We start from the raw sequence: 15672 nt of genomic DNA on the forward strand, positions 1-15672 counted from the left end.
GTCGTTTTCCCGTTCGGCGCCACTGACGCGGTGCCGTTGGGACGATCCGCAGGTGGGCACGGAACAGCGGGAGTGCGTTCCGGGGCGACCGGTCGGCCGGCGTCGGGCGCGTTGGCGTGAGTGGACGCCGCTGACCCTGCTCGCCGGGGCGGTGCTGGTCGGGGCGGTCCTGTGGGCGGCCGGTCGGCGGGGAACGGCCGACGTGGTCTGGGCGGCGTCGACCCTGGTGGCGTTGGTGCCGGCGGTCTGGGCGGTGCTGCGTCAGCTGTGGCGGCGGCGGTTCGGGGTGGACGTGATCGCGGTGCTGGCGTTGGCCGGTGCGCTGCTCGTCGGGGAGTACCTGGCCGGTGCGGTGATCGCGGTGATGGTGGCGACGGGGCGGGCACTGGAGGCGTACGCGCAGGGGCGGGCGACCCGCGACCTGCGTGCCCTGCTGGAGCGGGCACCCCGGCGGGCACGGCGGCGTACCCCCGACGGGGGCGTCGAGGTGATCGGACTGGACCGGGTCGCGGTGGGTGACCAGCTGCTGGTCGGGCCGGGGGACGTGGTGCCGGTGGACGGTGTGTTGACGGCCCCGGCGATGCTGGACGAGTCGGTGGTGACCGGGGAGTCGCAACTGGTGGGCCGGGCCGCCGGGGAACAGGTGCCCAGCGGGGTCGTCAACGCCGGTGCCGCCGTGGGTCTGCGGGCCACCCGGGACGCGGCGGGCAGCACCTACGCGGGGATCGTCCGGCTGGCGCGGGAGGCGACCGCCCACCGGGCCCCGACGGTACGGCTCGCCGACCGGTACGCGGCGGCGTTCGTCCCGTTCACCCTGGTGCTGGCCGCGGTGGCCGGGGTGTGGTCGGGGGAGTTCGTCCGGGCGGTCGCGGTGCTGGTGGTGGCGACGCCGTGTCCGCTGCTGCTGGCCACCCCGATCGCGATCGTCTCCGGGTTGTCGCGGGTGGCCCGGCGGGGTGTCCTGGTGCGCGACGGTGGTTCGCTGGAGCTGCTCGGCCGGGCCCGTACCCTGCTGCTCGACAAGACGGGCACGCTGACGGCGGGCCGGCCCTGGGCGGCGGAGACGGTGGTCGCTCCCGGCGGCGACCGGGACGAGGTGCTGCGGCTGGCCGCGTCGGTGGAGCAGCTCTCCCCGCACGTGCTGGCCGTGGCGCTGGTGCGGCAGGCCCGCCAGCGGGGGCTGGCGTTGGCCACGCCGACGGAGGTGACCGAGGAGCCGGGGCGCGGGGTGAGCGGCCGGGTCGACGGCCGGCTGGTGCGGGTCGGGCAGCTCGGTGGTGACCTGCCCGGCTGGGCGGAGCTGGCCCGGGACCGGGCCGAGTTGGCCGGCTGGTCGACGGTGTGGGTGAGCGGCGACCAGGGCCCGCTCGGCGCGATCCTGCTGGCGGACCCGGTCCGTCCCGATGCCCGCCGGACGGTACGCCGGCTGCGGGAGGCCGGGTTGTCCCGGTTGCTGCTGCTCACCGGGGACCGGCCGCGTACCGCCGAGCAGGTGGCCCGGCTGGTGGGGGTGGACGAGGTGCTGGCCCGCTGTTCGCCGCAGGAGAAGGTGGACCGGGTCCGGCGGGAGTCGCGGCGGGCGGTCACCGTGATGGTGGGTGACGGGGTGAACGACGCGCCCGCGTTGGCGGCGGCGCACGTCGGGGTGGCGATGGGGGCGACCGGGGCGACCGCGTCGGCGGACGTCGCCGACGCGGTGATCACCGTGGACCGGCTGGACCGGCTCGCCGACGCCGTCGAGATCGCCCGCCACGCCCGCCGGATCGCGGTGCAGAGCGCCGCCGTCGGGATGGGGTTGGCGGTGCTCGCGATGCTGGTCGCCGCCGCCGGTCGGCTGCCGCCGGTGGCGGGCGCCTTCCTCCAGGAGGGCATCGACGTGCTGGTCATCCTCAACGCGTTGCGGGCGTTGCGTGGTGGGCTGCGCCGTCGGGACGTGCCGCCGACCACCCGCGCCCTGCTCGACCGGTACGCCGGCCAGCATGCCGGCGTACGCGACGTGCTCGCCCGGGTACGTGACACCGCCGACCTGGTGGCGACCCGGCCGACCGCCGAGGGGTGCCTGCCGGCGCTGCGCGACACGCACCGGCGGCTGACCGACGAGGTGCTGCCGCACGCCGACGCCGAGGAGCGGCAGCTCTATCCGGCGTTGGCCGGCCCGCTGGGCGGCGACGAGGCGACGGCCACGATGAGTCGGGAACACGTGGAGATCCACGGGCTGGTGGACCGGATCGGCGGTCACCTGGCCCGGGCCGACGGGCGGTTGCGCCCCGACCAGGTGCCCGACCTGCTCGCCAGCCTCTACGGACTGGACGCCGTGCTGCGCCTGCACCTGGCCGGGGAAGAGGAGGACTACCTTTCCCTCGATCCCGCCCCGCCCACCCCAGGGTCCTGATCCACTCGCCGGCTCAAACCGTCGGTACCCAGGCGGCGTCCCGCCGCTCGCGGAACGCCGCCACGCCCTCGCGGCCCTCGGCCGCCGATGTCGCGGTGTCAGGTCGTTCGGGACACCGCGACATCGGCCCGCAAGTTGATCACGCAAAGCCGCCCCGGTCGGGGTGGTCAGCGTTCGCGGACGACCGCTACCGGGCAGTGCGCGTGCTGGATGAGCTGCTGGCCGACCGAGCCGAGCAGCATCCCGCGCAGCCCGCCCCGTCCCCGGCTGCCGACCACCACGAGCTGTGCGTCCCGGCTCGCCTCGACGAGCGCGGCGGCCGGCCGGGCCGGTGCGATCTCCACCGTGACCGGCACCTGCGGGAAGGTCTCCCGCCACCCGGCGAGGGCCTGGTCGATCTCGGCCCGGTCCGCCGCGAGCCGGGCCTCGGCGTCCGGGTCGGAGGGCCGCCAGCGGTCGTCCGGCGGTTCGAAGGCCCGCAGCACCCGCAGCGGGGCGTCGCGTTGCGCGGCCCGTTCCACGGCGAACCCGAGCGCGGTGACGGCCTGATCGGAGCCGTCGTAGCCGACCACCACCGGCCCGTCGACCTTGGCCTGCGCCTCCCGCACCACCACCACGGGGCAGTGCGCGTGGGCGGCCACCGACACCGCCGTGGAGCCGGCGAGCAGACCGGTGAAGCCGCCGTGGCCCCGGCTGCCGAGCACCAGCAGCCCGGCCTCGGCGGAGCGTTCCTCCAGCACCAGCGCGGGCGGGCCGTCGAAGACCTCGCCGTGCACGGTGACGCCGGGCCAGGCGGCGGTGGCGTCCGCGGCGGCCTTGTGCACCAGTTCCTCGACCTGCCGTCGGGCGTCGTCGTCCGGCCAGACCCCGGGGGCCACCCCCGGGCCGACCCAGCCGGCGACGGTCATCCACTCGAAGACGTACGCCAGCCGGACCGGGCGTCCGCTGCGCCGCGCCTCGGCCAGCGCCCAGTCCACGGCGACGCCCGCGTCGGCGGAACCGTCGTAGCCGACCAGGATCTCGTCGGAGTTCATCGTCTCGTCCTTTCCTGGCTGGTGGGGCGTGGTGGGCCGGCCGGTGACCGGCCCACCACGGACCCCGGAGGTGTCACTGCCCGTCGAGCTGCTGCGGCTGGGTCTCCCGGATCCAGCGCCACTCGGCGACCCGGGGGTCGTCCTCACCGTGGCGGCGGGTGTGGTCGCGGCAGGCCTGCCGGGTGTCGACCATCTCCTGCCGCAGGTGGGCGGCGCGGGCGGCCAGGCCGGGCACCCGGTCGATGACGTCGATGACCAGGTGGAAGCGGTCCAGGTCGTTGAGCATCACCATGTCGAACGGCGTGGTGGTGGTGCCCTCCTCCTTGTAGCCGCGCACGTGCAGGTTGTCGTGGTTGGCCCGGCGGTAGGTGAGCCGGTGGATCAGCCACGGGTAGCCGTGGTAGGCGAAGATGATCGGCTTGTCGCGGGTGAAGATGGTGTCGAACTCGTTGTCCGGCAGGCCGTGCGGGTGCTCCGACGACGGCTGGAGCCGCATCAGGTCGACCACGTTGACGACCCGCACCTTCAGCTCGGGCAGGTGCTGGTGGAGCAGGTCGGCGGCGGCGAGGGTCTCCAGGGTCGGCACGTCACCGGCGCAGGCGAGCACCACGTCCGGCTCCTGACCGTCGTCGGTGCTGGCCCAGTCCCAGATGCCCAGGCCGCGCCGGCAGTGCTGGACCGCCTCGTCCATGGTCAGCCAGTTCGGGGCGGGCTGCTTGCCGGCCACCACCACGTTGATGTAGTGCCGGCTGCGCAGGCAGTGGTCCATGGTGGAGAGCAGGGTGTTGCCGTCCGGCGGCAGATAGACCCGGACGACCTCGGCCTTCTTGTTGACCACGTGGTCGATGAAGCCCGGGTCCTGGTGCGAGAAACCGTTGTGGTCCTGTCGCCACACGTGGCTGGACAGCAGGTAGTTCAGCGAGGCGATCGGCTCCCGCCAGGGGATGCCCCGGGTCACCTTCAACCACTTGGCGTGCTGGTTGACCATCGAGTCGACGATGTGGATGAACGCCTCGTAGCTGGTGAAGATGCCGTGCCGGCCGGTCAGCAGGTAACCCTCCAACCAGCCCTCGCAGAGGTGCTCGGAGAGCACCTCCATCACCCGGCCGTCGGGGGAGAGGTGGTCGTCGGTGGCCTCGATCCGGCCGTCGAAGGCCCGGTCGGTGACCTCGAACGCGGCACCGAGCCGGTTGGAGGCGACCTCGTCCGGGCCGAACAGCCGGAAGGTCTGCGGGTTGGCGGTGATCACGTCGCGGACCCAGGTGCCGAGCACCCCGGCCGCGCCGACCACCGGCTCACCCGGCTGCTTGACGTCGACGGCGTAGTCGCGGAAGTCCGGCAGGGTCAGGTCCCGCAGCACCCGCCCGCCGTTGGTGACCGGGTTGGCGCTCATCCGGTGCTCGCCCTTGGGCGGCAGCGCGGTCAGCTCGGCGACCGGGGCGCCGGTGGCGTCGAAGAGCTCCTCCGGACGGTAGCTGCGCAGCCAGCGCTCCAGCTCGGCCCGGTGCTCCGGGTTGTCGCGCACCTCGGCGATGGGCACCTGGTGGGCGCGGAAGGTCCCCTCGACCTGCTTGCCGTCGACCTGGGCCGGGCCGGTCCAGCCCTTCGGGGTCCGCAGGATGATCATCGGCCAGCGGGGGCGCTCGACGTGGCCGCCGGAGCGGGCCACCCGCTGGATCTCGGCGATCTCGTCGCAGGCCCGGTCCAGGGTGGCCGCGAGGAGCTGGTGCACCTGCGTCGGGTCGTCCCCGGCGACCAGGTACGGCTGGTAGCCGTGGCCGCGCATCTGGTTGAGCAGGTCCTCGGTGGGGATCCGGTCCATGACCGTCGGGTTGGCGATCTTGTAGCCGTTGAGGTGCAGGATGGGCAGCACCGCGCCGTCGCGGGCCGGGTTGAGGAAGACGCTGGACTGCCAGCTGCCCGCCAACGGGCCGGTCTCCGCCTCACCGTCGCCGATGACGCAGGCCACCAGCAGGTCCGGGTTGTCGAAGGCGGCGCCGTAGGCGTGGCTCAGGGCGTACCCCAGCTCGCCGCCCTCGTGGATCGAGCCCGGCACCTCCGGTGCGACGTGGCTCGGGATGCCGCCGGGGAAGGAGAACTGGCGGAACAGCCGCTGCATGCCGGTCTCGTCACGGCTCACCGAGTGGTACAGCTCGCTGTAGGTGCCCTCCAGCCAGGTGTTGGCGACCAGCGCCGGGCCGCCGTGGCCGGGGCCGGTGACGAAGATCGCCGACAGGTCCCGGTTGACGATGACCCGGTTGAGGTGGGCGTAGAGCAGGTTCAGGCCGGGGCTGGTGCCCCAGTGGCCGAGCAGCCGGGGCTTGACGTGCTCGGGGGCGAGCGGCTCGCGCAGCAGCGGGTTGTCGAGCAGGTAGATCTGCCCGACGGTGAGGTAGTTCGCCGCCCGCCAGTAGGCGTCCAGCCGGCGCAGCTCGTCGTCGGTCAGGGGGCTGTGCAGGTCGAGAGCGGTGTCCATGCTGCCAAAGCCTCTCGCGGGTCGGGGAGTTCTGCACCCGGAAGCGCCGATTCGCCCCGGGCAGACCCAGTCTTCGTGATTGCCCGGTCACCGGTCAGGGCCGTTGGTCCCGCCCTCGCCGGGTCGTCATGCCCCGCCCGCCCCGGCGGAAACCAACCCACGGACGACGATGACCGGCGCGGGCGCGTGGTAGAGCAGGGTCTGGCTCACCTCGCCGAGCATCCCCCGCCCCGGCTGGTCGCCCCGGGCGCCGACCAGCGCCACCTGCACCGACCGGGACTGCTCCACCAGGACGGTCCCCGGATCGCCGCGTACGGTGTGGCACTCCGCCGGCACGTCCGGATGGTGCCGGCGGGCCTGGCCGACCAGCGTGCCGAGCACGTCGTCGCCGTCGTCGGGTCGTCCCGGCTCGATCACCCGTACCGCGATGACCCGGGCCCGGCGGCGGGCGGCACAGCCGAAGGCGAAGGCGAGCGCGGCCCGGGAGCTGGGCGAGCCGTCCACGCCGACCAGCACCGGGCCCGGGGGCGGTGGGTCGCGGCGGACCACCAGCACCGGGCAGCCGGCACGGGCGGCGAGCTGCACGGCGGGCGCGTCGGCGGGTACGCAGCCGCCGCGGCCGGCCATCCCGCCGTCCCCGATGGCCACGAGGAACGCCGTCCCGGAACGGCGGATCAGGGCCTCGACCGGTGCCCCCTCGACGATCTCCCCACTGACCGGCAGCCCTGGTTCGACATCGTTCGCGGCCGTGGCGGCCCGGGCGACCAGTTCCTCGGCGGCGTCGCGGCTGCCGGCGACCGACGGGCCGGCCAACGCGGCCTCCCAGTCGAAGGCGTGCAGCAGGGCCAGGTCCCGGCCGTGCGCGGCGGCCTCCCGGGCGGCCAGCCGGACCGTCGTGAGGTCCGTCGGCGCCGGCCCGACACCGACCACCACCGGCCCGCCCGTGGACCCGGTCATCCGGTTCACCTCCCGGGCGCCCGCACCTACGCCCCGCGCCGTCCCCACCGACGCTAGTCGCGCCGGGGGGGCGGTGGAGCCCGATCAGCCGGACGGGTCGGTCCGGTCCCCGGGTGTACGCGCAGCACGACGGCGGTGGCGTTGTCGCTGCCGCCCTCGGCCAGGCTCGCGGCGAGCAGGGCGCGTACCGCCCGGGTCGGGTCCGGCTCGGCGAGCAGTTCGCGTAGCCGGTGGTAGTCGAGCTGGTCGCTGACCCCGTCGGTGCAGAGCAGCCAGGTGTCGCCGGGGCGCAGCGGCACCCCGAGCAGGTCCGGGTCGGGCCGGTCGGGGTGGCCGAGGTAACGCAGCAGTTGGTAGCGGGCGCGGGACGCCTCCCGGGAGTTCGCCGGCCACCAGCCGTGCAGCACCCCGAGCCAGGCCATCGTGTGGTCCACGGTCACCAGTTCCAGCAGCCCGTCGCGCAGCCGGTAGGCCCGGGAGTCGCCGAGCTGGACGATCCAGGCCAGTTCGCCGTCGGGCGCGGCGAGCAGCGCGGTCAGCGTGCAGCCGGCCAGCTCGTCGACGGCGGCGCCGGCCCGGCGTACCCGGATCTGGGCCTCGGTGACGGCGGCGCGCAGCTCGCGGGGGCCGACGGCCGGCCAGCCGGCGTGGACCAGTTCGCGCAGCGTGTCCCGCGCGGTGCTGCCGGCGACCCGGCTGCCCTCGCCCTCGCCCATGCCGTCGACGACCACCGCGAACGGTAGTTCCGGGTCGACGTGCAGGACGTCGAAGTTGGCCGAGTAGCGGTGACCGGCCACGGTGCCGCCGGCGATCTCCCACTCGATCCGGCCGACGGGCAGCCGGCGGGCCGCCTCGATGGGCTGGTCGGTGGTGCGGCGACGGAACACCAGCGGACGGTAGCACCGTCGCGGGCCTGGACCGGGGTGTCCGGCGTCGTGTCGGCGCAGGTCGGGTGCGTCAACTATGGTTGACAGGGCCGAATTGTCAACGTAAGTTGACAGCATGAGTCGGGCAACGGAACTCGCGGCAGCCGCCGGCAGCACCGACCCCCGGGTCGGCCTGCGCGCGGTGCTCGCCCTGCGTCGGCTCCTCGAACGGCTGGAGGTGGTCCAGGTGGACAACGCCCGACGGCAGGGCTGGTCCTGGCAGGAGATCGCCGACGCGCTCGAGGTGAGCCGGCAGGCGGTCCACAAGAAGCACGCCGGGCGACCGGCGGTCCGAGGAACCTGGGAGGAATGATGTTCGAGCGGTTCACCGATCGGGCCCGCGCCGTCGTCCGGAGCGCGGTCGAACAGGCCCAGCGCGACGGGCGACGTCCCGTCGGCACCGAACACCTGCTGCTCGCCGTCCTGGCCGACACCGATGCGCTCGCCAGCCGGGTGCTCACCTCCGCCGGCGTCGACGCCGACGACCTTCGCGCCCGGATCCGGCGGCACGTCGGTGATGGCGGGCTCGGGCTCGGCGAGGCGGACGCGGCCGCGCTGCGCGAGATCGGCATCGACCTCGCGGCCATCGTCGCCCGGATCGAGGACAACTTCGGCCCGGACGCCCTGCGCGAGGCGGCCCCGGCCCCACGTCGACGGTGGCCGCTGCGCCGGCCGGTCGGCGGGCCCTTCTCGCCCCGTTCCCGCAAGGCGCTGGAGTTGGCGCTACGCGAGGCGCTCCGGCTGCGGCACCGGCACATCGGCACCGAACACCTGCTGCTCGGCGTGCTCCGCGAGGGTGGCGGCCTGGGGGCGGTGGTGCTGACCGAGGCGGGCGTGGACCTCGACGACCTGCGCCGACGGGTCGAGTTGGCGCTGCGGACGGCGGCCTGACCGGTCGAGTAGGTCCCAACCCGGATCAAACCTGTTTGCGGTCAATGCAACGTCGGTCGTCGTCGGGTCGCTGACCCGGCCGGGGTGCTGCACACTGACGCCGTGGACGGTGCAGAGCAGAAGCGTACGGTGACCGACGGCGACCGCGCCCCGCGCTCGGCGGTGGTGGTCAACCCGACGAAGGTGACTGATCTCGACGAGTTCCGCGCGACCGTGGAGGAGGCGCTCGCCGCCGCCGGTTGGCCGGCCCCGACCTGGTACGAGACCACCGCCGAGGACCCCGGCCGGGGCCAGACCGAGCAGGCCGTCGCCGCCGGGGCCGAGCTGGTCTTCGCCTGCGGCGGCGACGGCACCGTGATGGCCTGCGTCACCGCGCTCGCCGGCACCGACGTCGAACTCGCCGTGCTGCCCCAGGGCACCGGCAACCTGCTCGCCGCCAACCTCGGGCTCTCCAACGACCTGGCCGCCGGCCTCCAGGTGGCCGTCGAGCGCGGACGACGCCGGCTCGACGTCGGCGTCGTCGACGACCGATGCTTCGCGGTGATGGCCGGGATGGGCTTCGACGCGCAGATGCTGGCGGACACCTCCGAGACCACCAAGGCCCGGATCGGCTGGCCCGCGTACGTGGTGGGGGCCGCGAAACACCTGCGGGACCGGCCGATGCGGGTCACCATCCGCATCGACGACCGGCCGCCGATGCGTCGCCGGGCCCGCTCCGTGCTGATCGCCAACGTCGGGCGGCTCCAGGGTGGGGTGCGCCTGCTCACCGAGGCCGAGCCCGACGACGGCTGGCTCGACGTCGCCGTGCTCACCCCGCGTACGCTGCGGCACTGGCTCACCATGGGCTGGGCACTGGTCCGCCGGCAGGGCAGCGTCCCGCAGATGGAGGTCCAGCGGGCCCGCAAGGTCGTCATCACCAGCAACCGGGCCCAGCCCCGGCAGCTCGACGGCGACCTGATCGCACCGGGGCGGACCCTGACCGCCGAGATCAGACCCGGGTCGCTCTGGCTCTGCGTGCCGCGCCCGGCCCAGGACCCGGATCTGGCGTACGACGCCGACGCGGCGGCGCAGCGCGGCGAGAAGCTGATCGAGGAAGCCCGCCGTGAGTAGCACCAAGCTCGTCCCCGAGACCCGGTTGATGGCGTCGGACGCACTCTCCGCCGACGACGCCTGGCGTACGCTGCGCCGGCTCGGTGGCTGGCAACTGCTGCGGGACGCGTTCATCCGGTTCCGCTACGGCGACGGGTTCAGCCACTCCCGCGCGTTCGCCCTGCAACTCTGCCTCGCCGTGGTCCCGTTCCTGATCGCGCTCACCGGCCTGATCAGCGACCTGGGTGTCGAGGAGGGCGGCCGGGTGGTCGCCGACACCGTGCTGGCGCTGACCCCCGGGCAGAGCGAGCAGGTGGTGCAGGATCTCCTCGGCGACGGGGACCGCACCGAGAGCACCGGCGAGTTGGCGTTGACCCTCGGCCTGATCACCGGCCTGGTGGCGCTGACCACCACCATGGCCCAGATCGAGCGCGGCGCCAACCGGATCTACGGCGTCGAACGGGACCGCCCCGCGCTGTGGAAGTACCTGCGCGCGGCGGTGCTCGCCGTGGTCGCCGGCCTGCCCGCGCTGGCCGGGTTCCTGATCCTGGTCGGCGGCGGGGCGATGGGCGAGTCGGTGCAGCGCCACTACGAGTGGGGTGATCTCGCCGCCGGCCTCTGGGAGGTGGTGCGCTGGCCGCTGAGCCTCGTGCTGACCGTGGTCGCGGTGGCGGTGATCTTCCGGCACGCGCCCCGACGCAAGCAGCCCGGCCTGTCCTGGCTCTACTTCGGCGCCGGCATCGCCACCGCCCTGTGGTGGCTGGCCAGCCTGCTGCTCGCCGCGTACGTCAAGTTCAGCGGCGGCTTCGGCCAGACGTACGGGGCGTTGACCGGGATGATGGCGTTGCTGCTGTGGGCCAACCTCACCGGCATGGCGCTGTTCGGCGGGTTGTCGTTCGCCGCCCAGTTGGAGGCGATGCGGATCGGCGCTCCGGAGCCGGCCCAGCCGGACCTGTGGGAGCCCGAGGCCGAGCGGGAGGAACTGCTCGACACCGGTGACATGACCGCACTCTGAGCCCGCCACACCGGACGGGCGTGTACGGGACGGCAGAATCGGGTACAGCGCGCCTCGCCACGTTGACGCAGGGAGGTGCGGGGTGACCGCGGTCAAGGACACGACGGCCCGACGGCCGCTCGGCCATTTCGCCGAACGGAGCGTCGCCGGCCTGCTGGCCGTGGCCGGCGCGGGCGTGGCCTTCGGGCTGCTGCTGATGCTCGTCCGGTTCAAGTGGAGCCCGATGTACCACGCCGACCACGAGGCGGCCGAATGGTTCAACGGGCTCGTCGCGCCGCACCACGCGTTGGTCACCGTGCTCCAGGCGGTCACCGACCTGGGTGGCCGACCGGTGCTGATCTGGCTGGTCACGATCGCCGTGGTCACCCTGCTGATCCGTCGCCAGTCCCGGCTGGCGGTCTACCTGATCGTGACCGGGGTGGGCGGGCTGATCCTCGACCCGTCGCTCAAGGCCTTGGTCGGCCGGCTCCGCCCGGTGGTCGACGTCCCGGTGGCCAGCGCACCCGGCAACAGCTTCCCCAGCGGGCACGCGCTCGGCTCGTTCGTCGCGTACGGGGCGTTGCTGCTGGTCTTCCTGCCCGCCATGGCGCCCCGTTGGCGTAAGCCGGCGATCGCCATCGTCGCCGTGCTGGTGGCGCTGATCGGGTTGACCCGGATCGCGCTCGGCGTGCACTTCGTCTCCGACGTGATCGGCGGCTGGCTGCTCGGCGCGGCCTGGCTCGGTGTCACCGCGTACGCCTTCCGGGTGTGGCGGCGCGAGCGTGGCCGGCCGGTGCCGCCGCTGAGCGAGGGGCTGGAACCGGAGGCCGGTGACAAGATCACCCCCGCCCCGGCCGAGGAGCACGTGCTGGAGCACCCGCGCTCCGCCGTAGCCGAGCTGCTGGTCGGCTGGGTGATCGTCTTCGGCGCGCTCTACGCCTTCGGCAGCTACGTCAGTTACCACGCCAAGGGCACCATCTTCGAGACCCTGGACACCGACGTCCCGCGCTGGTTCGCCGCCCGGCACACCGACTTCCTCACCGAGCTGAGCTGGTGGTGGAGCAAGTTCGGCGACACCCACGCCATCCTGATCGTCTCGCTGGTCTTCTGCCCGCTGGTGCTGGCCATCTGGAAGCGGTGGCGGCCGGTGCTCTTCGTGGTGCTGGCGCTCTTCGGCGAGCTGAGCCTGTTCCTCGCCTCGGCCCGGGTGGTGGACCGGCCCCGCCCGGCGGTGGAGAACCTCGACGGGCAGATGCCCACCTCGTCCTTCCCGTCCGGGCACATCGCCGCGACCACCTGCCTCTGGCTGGTCATCGCGATCATCGTGTTCGTCCGTACCGACCGCTGGTGGCGGTGGCTCTTCGTGGCGATGGCCGTGATCATGCCGGTCGGGGTGGCGGTCTCCCGGATGTACCGGGGCATGCACCACCCGACCGACTTCATGGGCGCGCTCATCCTCAGCGGCCTGTGGATCGGCCTGCTCTACTGGGTGATCCGACCCAACGCCGACGTCTACGAGGGCAACCGGCCCGAGATCGAGTCGGAACAGGTCGACGAGCTGGACGACGAGCTGGCCAAGGCCGGCCGTCCCGGGTGAGCCGGCCACCGTGCTGCGGATGATGACCTGGAACATCAGGACCGGCGGTCGGGACCGGGCCGGCCCCGACCGGCGGGACCTGGTGTGCCGGGTCGTCACCGCGCAGGCCCCCGACGTGCTGGCCGTGCAGGAGCTGCGCGGCTTCGACCGGCCGGAGGTGCTGGCCGGGTTCGCCGACCGGGTGGGGATGCGCCCCCACCTGGCCCGCAGCTGCTTCGGTCAGCCGGTGGCGGTGCTGGTCCGCCCGCCGTGGCGCATCCGCTCCGCCGGGCCGGTCCGTCGGCCGTTGCACCACGCGGCGCAGCGGGTCGAGCTGGCCACCACCGCCGGCCCGCTCACCGTGTTCGGCACCCACCTCGACCCGTACACCGGGCTGCGGCGGCGCATCGAGGCCGGCTGGCTCGCCCGTGCGGTAGGCCGCGTGCCGGGGGAGTTGGCGCTGCTCGCCGGTGACCTGAACACCCTGGACCCGGGCACCGACCACGCCGACCGGGTGGCCCGGCTGCCGGCGGCGTACCGGCGGCGGCACCTGCGCCGCGACGGGCGGACCGTGGACACCCGGGCGGTGGCCCGGCTGCTCGCCGCCGGCCTGGTCGACCTCTGGACCCACGCCGCCGGGCCGCCTGAGCTGCCCCGCGTCGGCGGGCCTGCCGATCCGACCCACGTCGCCGGCCCGGCCGAGGTCGGATTGACCGCGCCGACCCGGCACGGCGGTGGCGTCGAGTTCTCCGGCATGCGGCTGGACTACCTCCTCGGCACCCCGGCGCTCGCCGCCCGGTTGCGCGACGTCCACGTGGTACGCGGCGGCGACACCGAGTACGCCTCCGACCACTACCCGGTCGTCGCCGAGCTGGACCTCGATCCGGCCTGACGGGCTCGTCGCGGATGCCTGGCGGCTGCACGCCGCCGTGCTGTTCATCGCACCGAGCCGTGCTGTTCTTTGCGGCGAGCCGCGCTGGTCACCGCCCTGGCCGCGCTCGTCCCGGTGCCGTTGCGGCTGGGTGGCCCGCCCGGTCGGCGACGCGGGCACTCTGTCCGGTCGGCGACGCGGCACCCTGTCCGGTGGGGGAGCGGAGCCACCACCTCGGCATGCCCTTATGCCGCTGGGGCATAAATATGACAAGCAGGCATGTCTACTCCGGGCAAGTGGTACCCACCATGCCGCATGTGCGGCAGCCGCCGCTCGGCGGTCCTCCTGTCGTTCGGCGCGGTGGGGCACTACGTCGGGGTGCGGCACCCGAGCCGGTTCCGCCATCGTCAGAGGAGCAGGTTGACCAGGACGGTCAGGGCGATGGAGGCGAGCACCGAAAAGAGAATCATCAGGAGGCAGCCGAAGCCGCCGCCGAGGGGTCGGATCTGTGTGTTACCGAAGCGCATGGCTCACCCTCCCGGGTTCGGGTCGAGCAGGTCGCGGATTGCCCCGGCCACCGGCCCGGGGGCGGTGGTGAGCACGTTGTGGGCGGCATCGGGCACGGTGACCAGTCGGGCGTCGGGCACCAGCCGGGTGACCTGGGCACGCCACCGGGGCGGCACGATCGGGTCGCGTTCCCCGGCGAGCACGAGGGTGGGCGCGGTGATCCGGGCCAGGTCCGCCTCCACCGCGTGGCGTACCGAGTGCGAGACGGTGGTGGCGACCCGCCACGGCCGGGCGTCGAGGACGTCGCGGCACAGGATCGGCACCTGCCAGGGCGGCTCCCGCAGGGTGTCCACCAGCCACCGCCCGACCAGCCCCCGGCGGGACCGCGCGGTCGGATCGCTGGTCGGCCCGGCCAGCACCAGTGCCCGGACCGCTCCGGGGCGGGCCACGGTGAGCGCGGCGGCGACCTCCGCGCCGAACGAGTGCCCGACCAGGCAGACGGGCGGCATCCGGTACGCGTCGAGCCAGGCCAGCAGGTGGGCGACGTGCTGCCGCAGGTCGTAGGCGTGGCCGGGGTGGGCGCTCAGCCCGAAGCCGGGCAGGTCCGGCGCGTACACGGGGTGGGTGGTGCCGAGCGTCTCGGCCAGCGGGGTGAGATAGCGGTGCGACACGGCCAGCCCGTGCACCAGCAGCACGGGGGGTGTGTCGGGGTCCACCGGGTCGGCGGAGCGCCGGGTGTGCGTGCGGAGCCGGTCGACGAGACGGAACTCGCTTGTCAACGCCGCCCGCACCCGGGGCCCGGCAACCTCCGGGCCCGGCGCGGTGACAGGGTAGGACGTGTGGGCGGGGCCGGGAGTGTGGGCGGGGTGCCGATCCAGGCCGGCCGTCGGGCGCGGCGCGGCGAGGGCGCGCCGCAACGCGCCGGGGCCGACGCCGGTCGGGTGCGGATTGGGACGGGTACGCGACCCGTCCCGACCCGCCACGGAGGTCACAGGTCGCGCAGTCGGGGCAGCAACTTCTCCTGCGCCCAGTCCAGGAACATCGGCTGGCTGTCCCCGCCGACCTGCACGATCGCCACGTGCGTGAAACCGGCGTCGACGAAGGCGCGGAACGCCTCGACGTGCCGTTCGACGTCCGGACCGCAGGGGATACCGTCGGCGACGTCCTCCTCCCGGACGAACTGGGTGGCGGCGGCGAAGGCATCCGGGTCTGGCAGGTCGGCGTTGACCTTCCAACCGTTGCCGAACCAGCGGAACTGGTCGTGCACGATCTTGCGGCACTCGGCCTCGTCGGGGCCGTAGCAGATGGCCACCTGGCCGTAGCGGGGCTGCCCGGCGCCGCCCGCGTCGTCATAGAGCTGGATGATCCGGGAGTCGGGTTCGGTGGCGACGATGCCGTCGGCGTACTCGGCGGCGAGGGCGGCAGACGACGGTCCGGATGCGGCGACGGCCATCGGTACGGGGCGTCCTGGCCGGTCCCAGACGTAGGCGTCGGGGACGTCGAAGTGGTTGCCGGAGAAGGTCAGCGTCTCGCCGTTGAGTAGCGGACGGATGATCTGGAGCGCCTCGGAGAACATCTCGTGCCGCTGCTGCACGTGCGGCCAGCCGCCGACCACGTGTTCGTTGAGGTTCTCCCCGGCGCCGAGGCCGAGGGTGAACCGCCCGTCGGAGAGCACCCCGATGGTGCTGGCCTTCTGCGCCACCACCGCCGGGTGGTAGCGGCGGATCGGGCAGGTCACGAAGGACATCAGCTCGGCCCGGCTGGTGGCGTGGGCGACCGCGCCCAGCACCGACCAGGCGTACGGGGAGTGGCCCTGCGCGTCGAGCCACGGGTAGTAGTGGTCGGACATGACCAGCTGGTCGAAGCCGGCTGCCTCCGCCCGTACCGCGTGGTCGACCAACTGCTTGGGGCCGGTCTGTTCGCACATCAGGGTGTAGCCGACGCGGACCATCCTGGTTT

At 73.9% G+C, this 15672-nt stretch carries 13 protein-coding genes; 7 read left to right on the top strand and 6 right to left on the bottom strand.

Annotated features, from left to right (window positions below; all coding sequences use genetic code 11):
- The first annotated feature begins 52 nt into the window (after positions 1 to 52).
- Positions 53 to 2392: a heavy metal translocating P-type ATPase gene (locus AB0C22_RS28215; RefSeq protein WP_219468837.1), complete on the top strand. Its 2340-nt coding sequence runs from the start codon at positions 53 to 55 to the stop codon at positions 2390 to 2392.
- A gap of 167 nt (positions 2393 to 2559) precedes the next feature.
- On the opposite strand, the gene AB0C22_RS28220 is transcribed toward AB0C22_RS28215, so the two are convergent.
- The 4 genes from AB0C22_RS28220 to AB0C22_RS28235 all read right to left on the bottom strand — a co-directional run bounded on the left by AB0C22_RS28220 (position 2560) and on the right by AB0C22_RS28235 (position 7746).
- On the bottom strand, positions 2560 to 3426 hold the full coding sequence (locus tag AB0C22_RS28220; protein WP_219468841.1) for a universal stress protein: 867 nt from the start codon (positions 3424 to 3426) through the stop codon (positions 2560 to 2562).
- Between the two features lie 73 nt (positions 3427 to 3499).
- Positions 3500 to 5902 carry a phosphoketolase family protein gene (locus AB0C22_RS28225; protein ID WP_219468843.1) on the bottom strand — a complete coding sequence of 801 codons (2403 nt, stop codon included), beginning with the start codon at positions 5900 to 5902 and terminating at the stop codon, positions 3500 to 3502.
- Positions 5903 to 6028: 126 nt separating this feature from the next.
- Positions 6029 to 6859 carry a universal stress protein gene (locus tag AB0C22_RS28230; RefSeq protein WP_219468846.1) on the bottom strand — a complete coding sequence of 277 codons (831 nt, stop codon included), beginning with the start codon at positions 6857 to 6859 and terminating at the stop codon, positions 6029 to 6031.
- A gap of 53 nt (positions 6860 to 6912) precedes the next feature.
- The gene (locus tag AB0C22_RS28235) at positions 6913 to 7746 is read right to left on the bottom strand and encodes a PP2C family serine/threonine-protein phosphatase (protein ID WP_208569914.1); all 834 of its coding nucleotides are present in this window, start codon (positions 7744 to 7746) and stop codon (positions 6913 to 6915) included.
- Between the two features lie 115 nt (positions 7747 to 7861).
- Between AB0C22_RS28235 and AB0C22_RS28240 the strand changes: the two genes are divergently transcribed.
- The 6 genes from AB0C22_RS28240 (at position 7862) to AB0C22_RS28265 (ending at position 13227) form a co-directional block, all read left to right on the top strand.
- Entirely contained in the window at positions 7862 to 8098 is a 237-nt protein-coding gene (locus tag AB0C22_RS28240) for an HTH domain-containing protein (protein WP_219468848.1), read from the top strand.
- Positions 8095 to 8676, top strand: coding sequence for a Clp protease N-terminal domain-containing protein (locus tag AB0C22_RS28245; RefSeq protein WP_357537952.1), 582 nt, complete (start codon positions 8095 to 8097; stop codon positions 8674 to 8676). Before AB0C22_RS28240 ends, AB0C22_RS28245 begins: the two co-directional genes overlap by 4 nt.
- 102 nt (positions 8677 to 8778) lie before the next feature.
- Positions 8779 to 9786 (top strand): diacylglycerol kinase family protein, encoded by a 1008-nt coding sequence (locus AB0C22_RS28250; protein ID WP_219468853.1) that lies wholly within the window; start codon positions 8779 to 8781, stop codon positions 9784 to 9786.
- Positions 9779 to 10780 (top strand): YihY/virulence factor BrkB family protein, encoded by a 1002-nt coding sequence (locus AB0C22_RS28255; RefSeq protein WP_219468857.1) that lies wholly within the window; start codon positions 9779 to 9781, stop codon positions 10778 to 10780. The genes AB0C22_RS28250 and AB0C22_RS28255 overlap by 8 nt, the downstream gene beginning before the upstream one ends.
- 82 nt (positions 10781 to 10862) lie before the next feature.
- The gene (locus AB0C22_RS28260; protein WP_357537955.1) at positions 10863 to 12356 is read left to right on the top strand and encodes a phosphatase PAP2 family protein; all 1494 of its coding nucleotides are present in this window, start codon (positions 10863 to 10865) and stop codon (positions 12354 to 12356) included.
- A 10-nt stretch (positions 12357 to 12366) separates the two neighbouring features.
- Positions 12367 to 13227 (top strand): endonuclease/exonuclease/phosphatase family protein, encoded by an 861-nt coding sequence (locus AB0C22_RS28265; protein ID WP_357537957.1) that lies wholly within the window; start codon positions 12367 to 12369, stop codon positions 13225 to 13227.
- Between the two features lie 509 nt (positions 13228 to 13736).
- Here the strand turns inward: AB0C22_RS28265 and AB0C22_RS28270 are convergent.
- Both AB0C22_RS28270 and AB0C22_RS28275 read right to left on the bottom strand, forming a co-directional pair.
- Positions 13737 to 14492 (bottom strand): alpha/beta hydrolase, encoded by a 756-nt coding sequence (locus tag AB0C22_RS28270; protein WP_357537959.1) that lies wholly within the window; start codon positions 14490 to 14492, stop codon positions 13737 to 13739.
- Positions 14493 to 14701: 209 nt separating this feature from the next.
- Entirely contained in the window at positions 14702 to 15664 is a 963-nt protein-coding gene (locus AB0C22_RS28275) for a TIGR03557 family F420-dependent LLM class oxidoreductase (protein WP_219468866.1), read from the bottom strand.
- Between the last annotated feature and the right edge of the window lie 8 nt (positions 15665 to 15672).

This window comes from Micromonospora sp. NPDC048894, assembly GCF_040649765.1.
Classification (GTDB): domain Bacteria; phylum Actinomycetota; class Actinomycetes; order Mycobacteriales; family Micromonosporaceae; genus Micromonospora; species Micromonospora antibiotica.

Excerpts from the sequence above, each read along its gene's own strand:
- AB0C22_RS28225 (WP_219468843.1), bottom strand. The coding sequence starts at position 5,902 with ATGGACACCGCTCTCGACCTGCACAGCCCCCTGACCGACGACGAGCTG.
- AB0C22_RS28245 (WP_357537952.1), top strand. The coding sequence starts at position 8,095 with ATGATGTTCGAGCGGTTCACCGATCGGGCCCGCGCCGTCGTCCGGAGC.
- AB0C22_RS28275 (WP_219468866.1), bottom strand. The coding sequence starts at position 15,664 with ATGGTCCGCGTCGGCTACACCCTGATGTGCGAACAGACCGGCCCCAAG.
- AB0C22_RS28230 (WP_219468846.1), bottom strand. The coding sequence starts at position 6,859 with ATGACCGGGTCCACGGGCGGGCCGGTGGTGGTCGGTGTCGGGCCGGCG.
- AB0C22_RS28240 (WP_219468848.1), top strand. The coding sequence starts at position 7,862 with ATGAGTCGGGCAACGGAACTCGCGGCAGCCGCCGGCAGCACCGACCCC.
- AB0C22_RS28220 (WP_219468841.1), bottom strand. The coding sequence starts at position 3,426 with ATGAACTCCGACGAGATCCTGGTCGGCTACGACGGTTCCGCCGACGCG.